Origin of the sequence: Rhizobium ruizarguesonis (assembly GCF_017357285.1) — a bacterium.
In the GTDB taxonomy this organism is placed as follows: Bacteria; Pseudomonadota; Alphaproteobacteria; order Rhizobiales; family Rhizobiaceae; genus Rhizobium; species Rhizobium ruizarguesonis.
In genome coordinates this window covers 3,085,848-3,099,375 of the sequence record NZ_CP071678.1, presented here as the reverse complement: position 1 = coordinate 3,099,375, position 13,528 = coordinate 3,085,848, and the positions used below count along the sequence as shown (strand labels likewise).

16 protein-coding genes and 1 pseudogene are annotated in these 13,528 nt (G+C 60.7%); 8 read left to right on the top strand and 9 right to left on the bottom strand.

Annotation, left to right across the window (positions count from 1 at the left end; translation table 11 throughout):
- Positions 1–284 precede the first annotated feature (284 nt).
- Complete coding sequence (locus tag J3P73_RS15395; RefSeq protein ID WP_024322426.1) at positions 285–605, bottom strand: low molecular weight protein tyrosine phosphatase family protein; 321 nt, start codon at positions 603–605, stop codon at positions 285–287.
- Positions 606–682: 77 nt separating this feature from the next.
- On the bottom strand, positions 683–2,086 hold the full coding sequence (locus J3P73_RS15390) for a pyridoxal phosphate-dependent decarboxylase family protein (RefSeq protein ID WP_018074413.1): 1,404 nt from the start codon (positions 2,084–2,086) through the stop codon (positions 683–685).
- 313 nt (positions 2,087–2,399) lie between these two features.
- Between J3P73_RS15390 and J3P73_RS15385 the strand changes: the two genes are divergently transcribed.
- The 3 genes from J3P73_RS15385 (at position 2,400) to J3P73_RS15375 (ending at position 4,526) form a co-directional block, all read left to right on the top strand.
- Positions 2,400–2,870, top strand: coding sequence for a PT domain-containing protein (locus tag J3P73_RS15385; RefSeq protein WP_024322425.1), 471 nt, complete (start codon positions 2,400–2,402; stop codon positions 2,868–2,870).
- 133 nt (positions 2,871–3,003) lie between these two features.
- Positions 3,004–3,510 (top strand): GNAT family N-acetyltransferase, encoded by a 507-nt coding sequence (locus J3P73_RS15380; protein WP_018074415.1) that lies wholly within the window; start codon positions 3,004–3,006, stop codon positions 3,508–3,510.
- Between the two features lie 95 nt (positions 3,511–3,605).
- Positions 3,606–4,526, top strand: a complete 921-nt coding sequence (locus J3P73_RS15375; RefSeq protein ID WP_130692116.1) for an ornithine cyclodeaminase family protein — start codon at positions 3,606–3,608, stop codon at positions 4,524–4,526.
- A 15-nt stretch (positions 4,527–4,541) separates the two neighbouring features.
- Here J3P73_RS15375 and dapB read toward each other — a convergent pair whose 3' ends face one another.
- Both dapB and J3P73_RS15365 read right to left on the bottom strand, forming a co-directional pair.
- Positions 4,542–5,366: a 4-hydroxy-tetrahydrodipicolinate reductase gene (gene dapB / locus J3P73_RS15370; RefSeq protein ID WP_130692114.1), complete on the bottom strand. Its 825-nt coding sequence runs from the start codon at positions 5,364–5,366 to the stop codon at positions 4,542–4,544.
- Between the two features lie 86 nt (positions 5,367–5,452).
- Positions 5,453–5,668: a hypothetical protein gene (locus tag J3P73_RS15365; RefSeq protein WP_018074418.1), complete on the bottom strand. Its 216-nt coding sequence runs from the start codon at positions 5,666–5,668 to the stop codon at positions 5,453–5,455.
- Between the two features lie 193 nt (positions 5,669–5,861).
- On the opposite strand from J3P73_RS15365, the pseudogene J3P73_RS37565 reads away from it, so the two are divergent.
- Positions 5,862–5,924, top strand: a pseudogene (locus tag J3P73_RS37565) (VOC family protein); the annotation flags it as partial.
- 47 nt (positions 5,925–5,971) lie between these two features.
- Here the strand turns inward: J3P73_RS37565 and J3P73_RS15360 are convergent.
- Together J3P73_RS15360 and J3P73_RS15355 are read right to left on the bottom strand one after the other, a co-directional pair.
- Entirely contained in the window at positions 5,972–6,574 is a 603-nt protein-coding gene (locus tag J3P73_RS15360; RefSeq protein ID WP_026171070.1) for a histidine phosphatase family protein, read from the bottom strand.
- A gap of 159 nt (positions 6,575–6,733) precedes the next feature.
- A complete protein-coding gene (locus J3P73_RS15355) occupies positions 6,734–7,318 on the bottom strand; it encodes a nucleotidyltransferase family protein (protein WP_130661825.1) in 585 nt (194 codons plus the stop codon).
- A gap of 141 nt (positions 7,319–7,459) precedes the next feature.
- On the opposite strand from J3P73_RS15355, the gene J3P73_RS15350 reads away from it, so the two are divergent.
- The gene (locus J3P73_RS15350) at positions 7,460–7,933 is read left to right on the top strand and encodes a VOC family protein (protein WP_130661824.1); all 474 of its coding nucleotides are present in this window, start codon (positions 7,460–7,462) and stop codon (positions 7,931–7,933) included.
- A gap of 79 nt (positions 7,934–8,012) precedes the next feature.
- Here the strand turns inward: J3P73_RS15350 and J3P73_RS15345 are convergent, their stop codons facing one another.
- Positions 8,013–8,414 (bottom strand): GFA family protein, encoded by a 402-nt coding sequence (locus tag J3P73_RS15345; protein ID WP_024322420.1) that lies wholly within the window; start codon positions 8,412–8,414, stop codon positions 8,013–8,015.
- Between the two features lie 240 nt (positions 8,415–8,654).
- Here J3P73_RS15345 and J3P73_RS15340 point away from each other — a divergent pair, with 240 nt between their 5' ends.
- The 3 genes from J3P73_RS15340 (at position 8,655) to J3P73_RS15330 (ending at position 11,976) form a co-directional block, all read left to right on the top strand.
- A complete protein-coding gene (locus J3P73_RS15340; protein WP_130692112.1) occupies positions 8,655–10,535 on the top strand; it encodes an ABC transporter ATP-binding protein in 1,881 nt (626 codons plus the stop codon).
- A gap of 88 nt (positions 10,536–10,623) precedes the next feature.
- Positions 10,624–11,265, top strand: a complete 642-nt coding sequence (locus tag J3P73_RS15335) for a glutathione S-transferase family protein (RefSeq protein WP_011652509.1) — start codon at positions 10,624–10,626, stop codon at positions 11,263–11,265.
- Positions 11,266–11,379: 114 nt separating this feature from the next.
- Positions 11,380–11,976 (top strand): demethoxyubiquinone hydroxylase family protein, encoded by a 597-nt coding sequence (locus tag J3P73_RS15330; protein WP_130692108.1) that lies wholly within the window; start codon positions 11,380–11,382, stop codon positions 11,974–11,976.
- Positions 11,977–12,044: 68 nt separating this feature from the next.
- Here J3P73_RS15330 and J3P73_RS15325 read toward each other — a convergent pair whose 3' ends face one another.
- Positions 12,045–12,671 (bottom strand): 3-keto-alpha-glucoside-1,2-lyase-like domain-containing protein, encoded by a 627-nt coding sequence (locus J3P73_RS15325; protein ID WP_018074425.1) that lies wholly within the window; start codon positions 12,669–12,671, stop codon positions 12,045–12,047.
- A 53-nt stretch (positions 12,672–12,724) separates the two neighbouring features.
- On the bottom strand, positions 12,725–13,501 hold the full coding sequence (locus J3P73_RS15320) for a phosphodiester glycosidase family protein (RefSeq protein WP_027689172.1): 777 nt from the start codon (positions 13,499–13,501) through the stop codon (positions 12,725–12,727).
- Positions 13,502–13,528 lie beyond the last annotated feature (27 nt).

Genomic DNA, 13,528 nt, shown 5'->3' with positions numbered 1-13,528 from the left:
CGTGTGGCAATGGGAAGACAGGCTGCCCCCTCGACCGAGAAGAGAAAACCGTAGCCTTGCTTGGCGACGTGTGAATAGTCGATGCGCAGCATGCGTCACTGCGTCAGGGAATGGATCCTGTCGTAGCGGACCGTGTACTAGTCGGCCGTGCCTTCGCCATAGACCGTCGTCGCGTTCGGCGGAGGTGGTGATGCTGTCTGCCGCGGGTCGTGCCTGATGGCCGGTCATCTGGAAATTGCCGATCGTCGCGTTGCTCGGCAGGCTGGTTGATGCCGGATGATCGCTTAGAGATGCCGGGGTACCTTCGCCTTCAGCAGCTGAACGAGCGCGGGGTCCATGAAATCGTAGTCATCGGGAATATGAAGGCATATCAATCGCTTGTCCTTGAGAGCTGACCGGTACTTGCCCTGGACCTTCGTGCGGTGAGCTTTCTCCATGACGAAGACGATATCAGCCCATTCGATCAGTTCTGTCGATAGCGGATTTTCGGCATCGTTGTTGGTGCCTGCCGAGGAGACTTCGATATCAGGCCAGCTTGCGAAGACCTGTTCGGCCGTCGGGCTGCGAAGCTTGTTCTGACTGCAGACGAACAGGACGTTTTTCACGTTTCGATCTCTCTTGGAGTGAGCGAGGCCGGCGATAGCACAATTCCGTGTCCGGGCGAACCAAGGGAGTTGATGCGTCATCCCAGGCGCACACTCTTGAACGCAGCGATGATGCTTTGTGCGGCGCGTTGCGCCTCATCTGATGTTGTCTGGAAATTGGTGACGGAAAGGCGGAGCACGTCGCGGCTGCGCCATTTGGCGCCGCCGGCGAAGATCATGCCGTCCGCCTGGATCTTTTCAATCGTCTTTCGCGTCAGCGTGTCGCCTTCTTCGGAGGGCAGGTCGGCTCCGAGGCGGATGACGAGCTGGTTCAGCGCCACCTCGTTCAGAATGGCAATGCCGGGCTCGCGTGCAAGCAGGTCGGCCACCAACCGCGCTGAGGCGCAGCACTGGTCGATGAGGGTGGCGATGCCGTCGCGGCCGAGGTGTTTCAGCATCGCCCAAGTGGCAAAGCCGCGCGCTCTTCTCGAAAGCTCGGGCACGTAATGGGAGGGATCGCGTTCGCCTTGACCGGCGAGCGGCAGATAGCTCGCGGCGATCGTCATGGCGCGGCGATGGGCGAGCTCGTTGCGGACGATCGCATAGCCGCAATCATAGGGCGTCTGCAGCCACTTGTGGCCGTCGGTCGCCCAGCTGTCGGCCGCTTCGATGCCGCGGCTGAGGTGGCTGGTTTTCGCTGAAGCCTGCGCCCAGAGGCCAAAGGCACCATCAACATGCACCCAGGCGCCTTTCGCCTTCAGCGGCGGGATGATCTTGCCAAAGTCGTCGAAAGCGCCGGTATTGATTTGCCCAGCTTGAAGAACGGCGATCAAGGGACCGGCGACGGAATCGAGCGCCCCCAAGAATGCCGTCGGGTCGATCCGGCCGGTCGCGTCGGTGGGCACCCGCAGCACGCGATCATGCCCGAGGCCGAGGAACTGAAGCGCGGAGAAGACGGTGGTGTGGGCGTCGTCGCCGATTAGCACGGTAATCTCAGGCGCACCGAACAGGCCCTTTGCATCGGCATCCCAGCCCACCTGGCGCAGCACCTCGCCGCGTGCGGCGGCAAGGCAGGTGAAGTTCGCCACCGTCGCTCCCGTGACGAAGCCGACCGAGCTTTCGGCCGGCAGCTTCAGGAGATCGAGAAGCCATCTCGCCGCGACGGTCTCGACGGCGGCCGCGGCCGGGGCGACGACATGGTTTCCGGCATTCTGGCCCCAGGCGCTGGTGAGAAAATCGGCGGCGACGCCGACCGGATGGGAGCCGCCGATGACCCAGCCGAAAAAGCGCGGCCCTGTGGTCGCATGCAACCCGGGTTCGGCGCCGTCCGAGAGACGCCTGATGACATCAAGCATATCGGAACCGGCCGCCGGCAGCGGCTCGTCGAAACAGGCAAGCGAGGCTGCGTAATCGTGGGTGGGCATATGGCGGGCGGGCGCCGCCTGCCGGAACACCGCGGCAAGGCGGGCGGCTTCCTGAAACAGAGATGCGATTGCCGACATGCGGACCCCCCTGCCGCCGCCGATCCTGAAGGGGCCGCCCTCAAAAGCAGGCTGCTGGCGCCATACAATCTAGCCCATATCGCCGACGTTGTCTTCGCCCGGGAGATCAGGGCCGGGGTCTGGTGGCTCTTCCTCGTTCTTGCCCAGACTTCAAGACAAATTGAGCATCGGGGAGAGACTTCCTAAATATATACAATAATTACCTTATCCCGTTCTGTGCATTTTTGAAATTTCGTGGCTCTTGTTAAAAATGATTGCCTTCTCTTCAAGTATCGTTCAATGATGCGGAAATATCATTTGCACCATTGTCAAGTTGGTGCTGCCAATCAGCGAGGGATATGCACTGAAATATTTCCTTCTCTACGCGCTGACGTGCACGTTGGTCGGGATAGTTCTTCTCTTCATCATCCGTGAAGTTGTACCGTTCACGATCGACAAGCCAACCGATCAATCGGTGGTCGGATCAACTGATGAGCCAGTTGCCGTACCAACCGAGCAATCAGCCGGACCAATCGGTGAGCCGTTGAACGCGGCAACCGGGGAGCCGGTGCCCGCGGCAACCGGGGAGCCGGTGCCCGGGCCAACAACCGATCAATCCGCCGTCCAGCCAGCCGATCCCTTGGTCGTCCGGTCTACCCGCCAGCCGGTCGACGGGCCAACTGGCAAACCAGTGAGTGGACCGACCGACGAACCGACCGCAAGGCCGACCGATCAATCGGTGGTCGGTCCGAGCGGTGAACCGGTCGTCCGGAAGGGCGGCCGGCTGGGGAGTCCGGCGCAGTGATCGGCGCTTGAGATGATGGATTTCTATTCGATCTCATAACTCCGAGCATATGCTGAAGGACGAAGCTTGCTGACACCGGTTGACGGCTGGGCCATCTGTATTGACAGTACCTCTCATCTTGCAGGAGGTCCCGATGGATGGAAGCGGCACGACGATCAGACATATCCAGGCAGACGAAGTGGAGGCTTTCCGGCGCATCCGTCTGGAAGCGCTTCGCACCGAACCGTCCCTCTTTGCAAGCCGTTATGAAGACTGGGAGGTTCTTTCTCTCGAGGAGTGGCGCAATCGCCTGAACGAGCCGGTTTTCATCGCCTTTCAGGATGGCGAACCCGTTGGCATAACGGGCCTGCTTCGGCAGCGGTCGAGCAAGATGGCCCATCGCGCGACGATCATCATGGTTTATGTCAGAAGGAACCTGCGCGGAACGGGCCTTGCCGGCAAGCTGCTCCGCGCGGTGGCTGATCACGCGCGCGATATCGGCATCCTGCAGCTCGAACTCTTCGTCAGCGCGGAGAACCCGGCGGCAATACGCTTCTATCAGCGGGAAGGCTTCTCCGAGATCGGCAGGATTCCCGGCGGGGTTCTGGAAGAAGGCAGGGAGATCGACGACGTCATGATGGCTCGCCGTCTGGTCGGTTAACTCTCATCGAATATCAGCCCATATCCGTTCGTCTGACTATTGACCTCAAGCGGGGTTGGGGTTGCAGCATGCCGGCATGGGCTGGAGGTTGGGCCGTGACGAAAATTCTGAAAGACGAGGATCTGGTCGGCAGCGTGCTGATAGTGGTCGCGATCGATGCGCTCGAGACCGCTTTTCTCGCGAGAGCCGGCAATCGACTGATCTCTCCACCCCGGCACCATGTCTCGGTTCCCGATCGAGGCAATCTGGTCTTCACCGTCGGCGGCATCCTCGGCGAGAAACCGCTCGCGGGCTTCCGGGTCTATGAAACATTCGACGGGGCGGAGCATTCGCAGATCGTCGCGGTGTGGTCGGCCGACGACGCCAGCCTCAAGGGCATTATTCTCGGAGAGCGCCTCGGCAACCTCAGAACCGGCGCGATCGGCGGTCTCGCCATCCGGCATCTCAGCGCGCCTGATGCCAGGATCGTCGGGATCCTCGGAAGCGGGGCGCAAGCGCGAACCCAGCTTGCCGCAGCGGCCGCCGTTCGAAAACTGGACCGCGCCCGCGTCTATAGCCGCGACGAGAGGAATCGCGCCGCCTTTGCAACTGAGATGCAGCACGCCTTGGATATTGAGGTGGAGCCTGCCGGCAGCGCCTCTGAAGCCGTTGATGGTGCCGACATCGTCATCTGCGCGACGACGAGCCGAATGCCCGTCATCCATGCGCGGGATTTGAAACCCGGGATGCACGTCAACACCGTCGGCCCGAAAACGCGTGCGGGATACGAACTCGGCCTGGATATCGCCGATGTCGCAGCCGTGATCGCAACGGACTCTCCCGAACAGACGCGCGCCTATGCTTCGCCCTTTTTCCTGGCCGGCTCCGGCAATGAGCACCGCATGGCCGACCTTGCCGATATCATTGCCGGGAAAGCGGCGGGGCGAGGATCGCCTGGCGATACGACCTTGTTTTGCTCCGTCGGCCTGGCTGGAACCGAAGTCGTCGTCGCCTCGGCAATCCTCGATATGCTGTGAGCCTGTTTCCCCTATTCACGCCAGACCCAGCACATCCCGCATGCCGTATTCGCCGGGTGCGCGTCCTGCGATCCAGCGGCCGGCGGCAAGCGCGCCGCGGGCGAACATGCCGCGGTCGAGAGCCGAATGCGAGAGCGTCACGACTTCTTCGGCGGCGGCAAACAGGACGCTGTGTTCTCCGACGAGCCCGCCGGCCCGCAACACGGCGAAGCCGATTTCGCCGGGCGGGCGCTCGCCGGTGATGCCGTCGCGCCCGCGCCGCTCGACGGATGCGAGTGAAACGCCACGGCCCTCGGCGGCGGCTTCGCCAAGCATCAGCGCCGTACCCGACGGCGCGTCGATCTTCCTGTTGTGATGGGCTTCGAGGATTTCGATATCCCAGCTATTCGCGGGAAGGGCGCGGGCGGCCTGGGCGACCAGGCCGACCAGCATGTTGACGCCGATGGAGAAATTGCCGGAGCGCAGGATCGGAATCGTGCGGGCGGCCTCTGCAATCCGTTCGAGCTCATCCGGCTCGAAACCCGTCGCCCCGATCACCAGGGCAGGTCCGCCGGCCGACGCGCACAGGCCGGCAAGTTCGGCGGCCGCACGTCCCGTCGTGAAATCCAGGATCACGTCGGCCGCTCCGATCGCAGCCGAACGATCGATCAGCCCCGCGCCTGAGGAGCACTGACGGCCGATGCCGCCGACGAACGCAAAATCCGGATCGCCCGCCAGCAGCGGCAGGATGGCGCGCCCCATGCGGCCGTTCACGCCGGCGACGGCTATTTTGATTGGTGAGGTCACGGATTTTCCTTGGCTTACGATATTTTCGACGGAGCGGCTATTTGCATCCAGCATTCGCGCCGGAGAAGGCGAGCTGCAACTACCTCATTCCGCTCCGGCGCAAAACCGTATTTCCAGTCGCCCCTCTGGTCGTCTGCCGCTTACCAATTGCCGGGATCGGCGGTGTGATCGATGCTGGCGAATTCGTCGGCCTTTTCCCGATCCAGCTTCACCTCGGTGGCCACCTTCGTCTCGTCGGTGACGGAGTAGCGGTCAGGGATCGGTCCCGTTGATAGTTCCTGGTACATGAGCAAGGCGGCCTCCTCGGCGGTATCGGCCTCGATCTCTCGGGTGATTGATACGGTGAATTTGTGCATGGCTTCGGCCTTCTCGATCGGCGCGCCGGCGTGTGCGCAGCTTGCACAGTCTGACACGAGTTTTGTGTCGATGACACTAAAACTGCTCGCTTAGAATTTGATTCATGCGATGGCTTCAGGTCTTTGTTTTTATGAATGTCGTGGCGCCAAGCCGCCACACAGTTTTGGGCGAACTCAGCCGAGGAGGTAGATCATACGTCTGAACCAGGTGACCGTTACGATGCCTGACCTTGATGCGGGCTGGAACTTCTATTGCGTCGACCCTTGGCGAGTCGACGCGGTCACCCAGAGATGAACCCTTTATTACGCAACCACGCCGGATATCGTATCGGCTGAAGCACCTACCAGATTGAACTCGCCGTCGCAAAGACGAAAAAACCGGTCTTGGGGAACGGGCAATTCCAACATCTCGCGTTTCGAAAGGCCGGCATATACACCACGCACCAATCTGCCAAACAGCCCGTGAGAAATCGCAACTGTCGGTCCATGTATGCCTGCGATCCAGTCCTCTGCTCGCGCACAGGCAACATCGAAGCTCTCCCCGTCTGGAGATTTGAAATACCAATCAAAAGCGTCTGAGCCGTCCAGCATTCCTGGGAACTCGTTGTCGATCTCGAACTTGGTCATGCCGTCCCAGGAACCGACGGTCACCTCCATTAGCCGCGATTCCGGACGAGCCGCCAGCGGCGACACCCGTTCGATGCGAGCCGCAGTCTCCTGCGTTCTGCCGAGAGGGCTGACATGGAGTTGGAAAGATTGTTCGCTCCCTGCCATTTCCTTCTTCAGAAGCTTCGCCATCTGTTCGGCCTGTTCGATGCCGCGCTCTGTAAGCGGTGAATCTTTTTGGCCCTGGAACCGACCTAAGGTGTTCCAAATGGTCTCGCCGTGGCGAAGCAGGTAAATCATTGGTGTTGTCCTTAAACGAATTGATGAAACAATTAGCTGAGCTGCCCGCCCGAGGGGCGGTTGTAGCCGCGAGGCCATGTGACGGTTCAATGATGACCGCAATTGGGGTGATCACGGCGAGCCCGGTCTTTTTCTATCGGCTCAAAACTATCAAGGAACTCACCCAAGCTCGTCGACTGAAGTCTCTGGCTCGACACGCAGCCACGGCCAGCGCTGCTGATATTGCCTGCATTTGCTGGCGAACAATTTGGGCTGAGCATTGAGGGGGTTCATCCTGAGGATGCCGTGGCACATATCGTCGAGATGATCGGGCGCGTAGAGGCTGCCGTCATGAACTCTCACCCCCAGCCGAGTACAGGAGATAAGATAACGATCAACGCCGTCTTCAGTGCATTTGAAGGCGGGGAAGTCTTTGCCAAACTTCTCGCCATACCAGAGGTGGACGCGAGCCTGGTTCTTTATGTCAACTTTGTCTGCGAGGTCTCCCAGCAAAGCCTTGCCACGACGGATCACTTTGTCCTCGGCCTCCCATGAGAGATCGTGGTCGTCAAAATAAAAAATGTCATAATCCTTGATGCCGTGCTCTGGATCATTTCCGGTCTTCAAGTTCCATACCGTCTGAAAGAGGCAGCCAGCCGTTAGCATACACTGCGGCAGGCCAAGAGCCGGCAATTTCTCCAGGAGCAGATGGCTGACCGGATTAAGCCGAATGCGGGCTAGAAATTGTTCAGTGGTGATGGTCACGCTTATCCCTTCCTCTCTGCGATCATAATCGATTCTCGTCTCGCAATCGTCCGCGTGAAATCGCTCGGACTGGGCTGGAGAAAGACAGTTTCCCTCTTATTTCACCGGGGAATGCGAAACGAAGTGCGAAAGGACCGCGCAATGGCAAAGAACACGATCTGCGTATGGTACGACAAAGACGCTGAGGCAGCCGCCCGCTTCTATGCCGCGACTTTTCCCGACAGCGCCGTCGGCGCCGTCGTTCGTGCACCGGGAGATTATCCTGACGGCAAGCAGGGCGACGTCCTGGTTGTTGAATTCACCGTTGCGGGTATTCCCTGCATCGGCCTGAACGGCGGTCCTGCGATCAAACACAACGAAGCCTTCTCCTTTCAGATCGCAACGGACACTCAGGAAGAAACCGATCGCTATTGGAACGCGATCGTCGGCAATGGCGGCCAGGAAAGTGAGTGCGGCTGGTGCAAGGACAAGTGGGGCGTGTCGTGGCAGATTACGCCGCGGATCCTCTCCGAAGCCCTTTCGGCAGGCGGTGGCCAGGCAAAGCGTGCTTTTGACGCGATGATGACCATGAGGAAGATCGACATTGCGGCGATCGAGGCGGCCCGGCGCGGCTGAGGTGGCCTTGCGCAGAACGATCTTTTGCCAGGGCTCGCATCTGGGCCGGTCCGGTCGCGTGTCGATCCTCGCAGTCGGCTCAGAACCAGAGATCGCGCACGCAGCGCTCCTTGGATGGAAGGTCTTCAAACGTGTCCAGGCCGTCGAAATGATCGATAGGCAGATCCTGAACGAGATCCGGCGGCGCAAGCCGGATGTTGACGGCCATGCGCCGGCGGCCATCCTTTCCAAGCCGCAGGCCGCGCCAGCTCAAGACACAGGCGCAGGATGGGCAGAACAAGATTTCGAGAGACGGCTCGTCCCTGTCGGCGCGGGTGTAGGAGGCGGTCTCACCGGTGAGAGCGATGCGCTCTCCTTCGTAATCATAAGCCCACAGCGTGCCGTAGCGTCGGCAGAGCGTACAGTTGCAGGCGGTGATCGAGCCCGGATCACCTTCAAGTGTCCAGCTCGCCTTGCCGCAATGACATGAGCCCGTCAGCATGAGCGTCGATTCAATCCTGTTCCCCGTTCAAGTCCGGCATCCTGCCCCAGTCGCGCGATGACCGCAATTGGCGCTTTCCGGCGCCGCTTGCTTCTCTGGCTTCCTAACCAGCGTTCGCGATACGTCAGGCTTCGTAAGGCTTTCTGAAATTTCTAATTGAGATTACAGCATGAAGATGATTTTCTGCGACCCAGCGTAGCTGAGTCCACGCCTCCTCCCGATTTTTGATCCGAGTGGCCCATGTCGATTTCAGATGCGATTTACCGTCCCTTCGAAACCTTGATCCGGCCGCTCGACATCCCCTACCGGCCGATGCCCACCAAGGGACCTGTGGCAGTTCTCGTGCATTTCATCGCGATGTTTCGGGGCGTCATCGTTACCATGGCGCTGACCTCGATGGCCATCGAAGCCATCAACCTTACGATCATCTGGGGTCTTTCGGTCATTGTCGACGGAGTGACGACACACGGCGTGGAACTCTTCGTCGACAGCAATTTCCGGCTGCTGGCGGTCCTCGCCTTTCTGCTTTTTCCCGTAATGCCCGTTCTTTTCTACGTCACCAATATTCTCAACTCGCATACGATCGGCATCAGCCTGCCCGTTGCGATTCAATGGCAGGGGCACAAGGCCGTCGAGCGGCAGGACCTCGCCTTCTTCCATGATCTTTTCGCCGGCCAGGTCGCATCCCGGCTCGGTCAGGTCGCCAATGCCGTTCAGCAACAGATCCTGATCGCGTTCCAGACGGCACCGCGCTTTCTGCTTCAGATCATCGGCTCCGTTGTTCTTCTGCTCACGCTCTCCTGGCAGCTTGCGCTGCCAGTCATCGTCTGGGTTGCCTTCAACGTGCTCTTTGCGATCAAGGTCGTTCCGGATTTTACGGAGCGCGCCCGCCGCTCGGCAAAGCAGAACAGCCTCATCTCCGGTGCCCTGACCGACATCTACGGCAACATCCAGATGGTCAAGCAGTTCGCAGCAGAAGACAGCGAGGCGGGTGCGCTAAGAACGATCATGTCCAACGGGGTCGATACGCTTCACCACGAACAGCGCATCTACCGGACAACCGAACTCGTCGTCATCAGCCTCAACATGGTGCTCTGGCTCGTCATGCTCGGCATTGGTTTCTGGGGGCTGTTTGACCGATTCCTGACCGTGGGCGATTTCGCCGCAACGGTTTACATCCTCCAACGCCTCTCGGCAGGGTCCTTCACCTTCCTGCAGATGGGACAGCAGATCTTCCGCGCACTCGGGACGATCAAGGATGCCATGCCGGTCATGACAACGCCGCCCACCATCACCGACCGGCCGGATGCGACCGAACTGACGGTCAGCCGTGGGGGGATCCGTTTCGAGAACGTCCGCTTCGCCTACAAGTCGGGCAAGCCTGTCATCGATGACCTGTCGCTGACGGTTCGGCCCGGCGAAAAGGTAGGGCTCGTCGGCCTCTCCGGTGCTGGCAAGACGACCCTGGTCAGCCTGCTGCTGCGTTTTTACGATATAGAGGATGGTGCGATCCTGATCGACGGGCAGGAGATCCGCGAGATCACGCCGGCAAGCCTTCGCCGCGCCATTGGGGTCATCGCGCAGGACGTCGCGCTACTGCACCGTTCGGTCGGCGATAATATCCGTTACGGCCGGCCGGAGGCGACGAAGGACGAGATCGAAGCAGTGGCGAAGATGGCGAGCGCCGATGTCTTCATCGCCGATCTTTTCGACGGCGAAGGCCGCAGCGGCTATGACGCCTTCGTCGGCGACCGCGGCATCAAACTGTCAGGCGGCCAGCGCCAGCGCGTGGCCATTGCCCGCGTTCTCCTGAAGGACGCACCGATCCTGGTGCTCGACGAGGCGACCTCCGCCCTCGACAGCGAATCCGAAGCCGCCATCCAGGAAAGGTTGAACCTCGTCATGGAGGGAAAGACGGTGATCGCCATCGCACACCGCCTGTCGACCATCGCCAGGATGGACCGGATCGTCGTGCTCGATCGCGGGCGCATCGTGGAAGAGGGCAGGCCGGATGAGCTGGTCGAACGCGACGGCTTGTTCGCGCGCCTGTGGAAACGGCAGACCGGTGGTTTCATTCCCGAAGACATCGATGAGCCCTTGCCGGCCCCGCTGGCGACCTGACCACCTGACTGAAAGAATTTGTCGGTGATGTCGGAACGCGGGCCGTTCGTCCGTCCTTTGTCCGTGAAACAAAAAATGGAGATGCCGGATGGGTGACCTTACCCTCACCACCTTCGACTGGGTTCCCGAGCCTCCCAGGGGTTATGTGCGTGACCTGCGTGTGCGCTGGGCGCTGGAAGAGAGCGGCCTGCCTTACCGCGTCGAGAGCGTGCCTTTCCGCGACCGCAAGCCCGAGCATTTCGCGCACCAGCCCTTCGGCCAGGTGCCGTGGTTGACCGATGGCGACATCTCGATCTTCGAGAGCGGCGCCATCCTGCTGCATCTCGGCAATCGCAGCGACGCGCTGATGCCTGCCGATCCGCGCGGCCGCGCCGAAGTTTTGGAATGGCTGTTTGCGGCGCTGAATTCCGTCGAGGCGGCAAGCCTGCCCTGGTCGATATTGATCTTCTCCGGCATCACGGGTGATGCGCCGGCATATGGGCTTATGGACTCGTTTCTCAAGCACCACCGGCTGAAGCACATGGAGCCGGTCCTGGCAGGGCGCGAATGGCTGGCGGGCACCTTCTCCGTTGCCGATATCCTCATGGCCGATGTGCTGCGCCTCATCAACCGGTTCGACGGGCTGGCGGAATATCCCGCCTGCCGCGATTATGTCGCGCGCGCCACGGCCCGCCCATCCTTCGCAAAGGCGCATGCCGACCAGATCGCCCATTTTGCCGCGGCAGACTGAGCAGGCCGGCGCCCAAAGCGTAGGGGATCGAGACCTTCTCCGTCGCCGCACCCCTTGACGGCCACGGCGGCCGTCCTGCCTATTGCCCGCAAGGGAACCGGGGGCAGGGTGGTCATGATCAATCCGTCGAGCAGGTCGGGCAGCCGCGACCCCGATGTCACCATCCGTCGCATTTTGAAGGTCAACCATGCGGGCGAGTTTGGCGCTATCAGGATCTATGGCGCCCAGATCCTGGTGGCCCGGCGGCTGTTTCCCGACATCGTGCCGGCGCTTGAAGAGATGCGTCGGGACGAGATCGACCATTGCCGCCTGTTTCGCGAGGCGATGCCTGCAAGGAGCGCCAAGCCCTGTCGTGTCATGGCGTTCTGGAGTCTCGGCGGTTCTGTGCTCGGCTTCCTGACGGCGCTTGCCGGGCGCAACATGATCTGGATTTGCACCGAGGCAGTCGAAAGCACGGTTCATCGCCATCTCGAAGACCAGCTGGCTTTCCTTGCAAAGCGCGATCCCGAGCTTCACGCCCTCATCGCGTCGATCCAGGAACAGGAACTGGCGCATCTCAGGACGGCCGAAAGCAGCCAGAAAGGGCGGGGCCTCAGCCACGCCCTGCTCCTGCCCGTCGTCGGCGCCCTGACCGACCTGATGATCTGGCTCTCCACATGGCGAGATTCGAGCTGGATGCGCGCCGAAATGGCGCGTGCGGGGAAGAGCTAGCTTTGTGAAGGACGGCGGCTTCCGCTGCCGGGTCTTGCAGTGATCGGATGGCGGCGGGCTTACATGAACTAGGAGCTTACCCTCAAGTTCGAGAAATAGGCTTGGCTTCCGATGTCGACGAACACGCCGATGCGGCCGGTCGAAGGCGGTGACTTGGCCTTCGTTATCGCCAGAACCGTCTCGCCGTTTACGGACGCGGCGACGTGATCATCCTGAATCCGAAGAGTCAACGCTATCCATTCGCCGGGTCTGATATCGGCTCCGGCCTCATAACGTCCGTCTGGATATTCCTCGCGCAGACGCTCGAACCGCCAATCAGGATAGGAGAAATACTGGACGGCCCGACGCGAGCGCGGAGGATGAGGCTCAAGCCGGATACCATTCAGGGGCCTTAGGTAAACGGCTTCGAATCCGGTTTCGGTTATGCGATAGGCGACCCCTGCGAATGCTCTTGCGTAGTCGGGCGCATCTGCTCGGAGCTCGCCCAGGATGTCGACCGAAATCTCGCCGTTCTCAAACTCGATCGGCAGTTCGAGAAACGTCGGCATGTCGATGTAGTCGATATTCGGGGTGCCTCGGGCCGTGCGCTCATCGAACGTCACGCTCAGAGCCGTCCGGCCGACCTTGTCTGCCGTCGCGAGCTCGACAGATCTTGCTTTGGAACCCTGCGGAACCGTGGCGAGATCAAGGAACATCGAAGCTGGATCAGTCACACTCATCTCCTCCTGAGGACTTCCCATCGATCAGCCTATTCGACAAGCCCAAAGATAGGGCCGTAGCCGCCGTGCCAGGATCGGTCGTTGCGGCCCATTGCCGGATTGTAAAGTCCGACACCGCGTCCGCCATCGAGAAACAAGGCATCGGGGCATTTCAGATGGTCGCGGAAGAGCCGTGCGAAATCGTGGAAATTCACCCCGTCTTCGCTGATCGCGAAACGAACTGTGCCACGCTCGCAGACGCCGACACCGTTGCGGCGGGTCCGGTCTGTCGAGCCGACGATGAAGATCGGGTTCAATTTGTTGGCGATGACAAGCATCGGGCCGGACTGGGTGGCGAACAGCACCTTGGGCCGGCGCTTCAGAAATTCATCGGTCGGGAGTATCCCGGCGCCTGCTTCACCCAGAAAGAACACGCCGTTCGGCTTCTTATAAAAATTCGGCACCTGACCCGAGGAGCTTTCGGCCTCCGTCGTATTGGCGGGCTGCAATTCCCTGGCGTTCTCGACGTAAAGTCCCATCGGCGAAAAATCAGCCCGGTACATCCCGGCGTTGACGGCGAAAGCCAGCGTTCGCCCTTCGGCGCGAACGGCTTCGGCCAGGCTTGAAAAAGCGCGGTATGGCGCGCCATTAGCGTTCTTCCAGAACAATCGCAGGTCGGCTTTGCCCGGTTCCAGTGTGCAGACGACGTATTTCGCCTCTTCGAAGCTCTCCTGCTCGCATGGTTGCGCATGCGCCGGATGCAGGGATGTCATCGTTGCTGCCAGCACGATGGCCGCGGCGAGCACACTGTGTTTGGGATAGCTCATCGGTGCCGCGTCCAATCTTTCAAATCC

Excerpts from the sequence above, each read along its gene's own strand:
- J3P73_RS15320 (WP_027689172.1), bottom strand. The coding sequence starts at position 13,501 with ATGAGCTATCCCAAACACAGTGTGCTCGCCGCGGCCATCGTGCTGGCA.
- J3P73_RS15360 (WP_026171070.1), bottom strand. The coding sequence starts at position 6,574 with ATGATTTACCTGCTTCGCCACGGCGAGACCATTTGGAACACCTTAGGT.
- J3P73_RS15390 (WP_018074413.1), bottom strand. The coding sequence starts at position 2,086 with ATGTCGGCAATCGCATCTCTGTTTCAGGAAGCCGCCCGCCTTGCCGCG.
- J3P73_RS15345 (WP_024322420.1), bottom strand. The coding sequence starts at position 8,414 with ATGCTGACGGGCTCATGTCATTGCGGCAAGGCGAGCTGGACACTTGAA.
- J3P73_RS15380 (WP_018074415.1), top strand. The coding sequence starts at position 3,004 with ATGGATGGAAGCGGCACGACGATCAGACATATCCAGGCAGACGAAGTG.
- J3P73_RS15325 (WP_018074425.1), bottom strand. The coding sequence starts at position 12,671 with ATGTTCCTTGATCTCGCCACGGTTCCGCAGGGTTCCAAAGCAAGATCT.
- J3P73_RS15335 (WP_011652509.1), top strand. The coding sequence starts at position 10,624 with ATGGGTGACCTTACCCTCACCACCTTCGACTGGGTTCCCGAGCCTCCC.
- J3P73_RS15330 (WP_130692108.1), top strand. The coding sequence starts at position 11,380 with ATGATCAATCCGTCGAGCAGGTCGGGCAGCCGCGACCCCGATGTCACC.
- J3P73_RS15350 (WP_130661824.1), top strand. The coding sequence starts at position 7,460 with ATGGCAAAGAACACGATCTGCGTATGGTACGACAAAGACGCTGAGGCA.
- J3P73_RS15340 (WP_130692112.1), top strand. The coding sequence starts at position 8,655 with ATGTCGATTTCAGATGCGATTTACCGTCCCTTCGAAACCTTGATCCGG.
- dapB (WP_130692114.1), bottom strand. The coding sequence starts at position 5,366 with ATGCTGGATGCAAATAGCCGCTCCGTCGAAAATATCGTAAGCCAAGGA.
- J3P73_RS15365 (WP_018074418.1), bottom strand. The coding sequence starts at position 5,668 with ATGCACAAATTCACCGTATCAATCACCCGAGAGATCGAGGCCGATACC.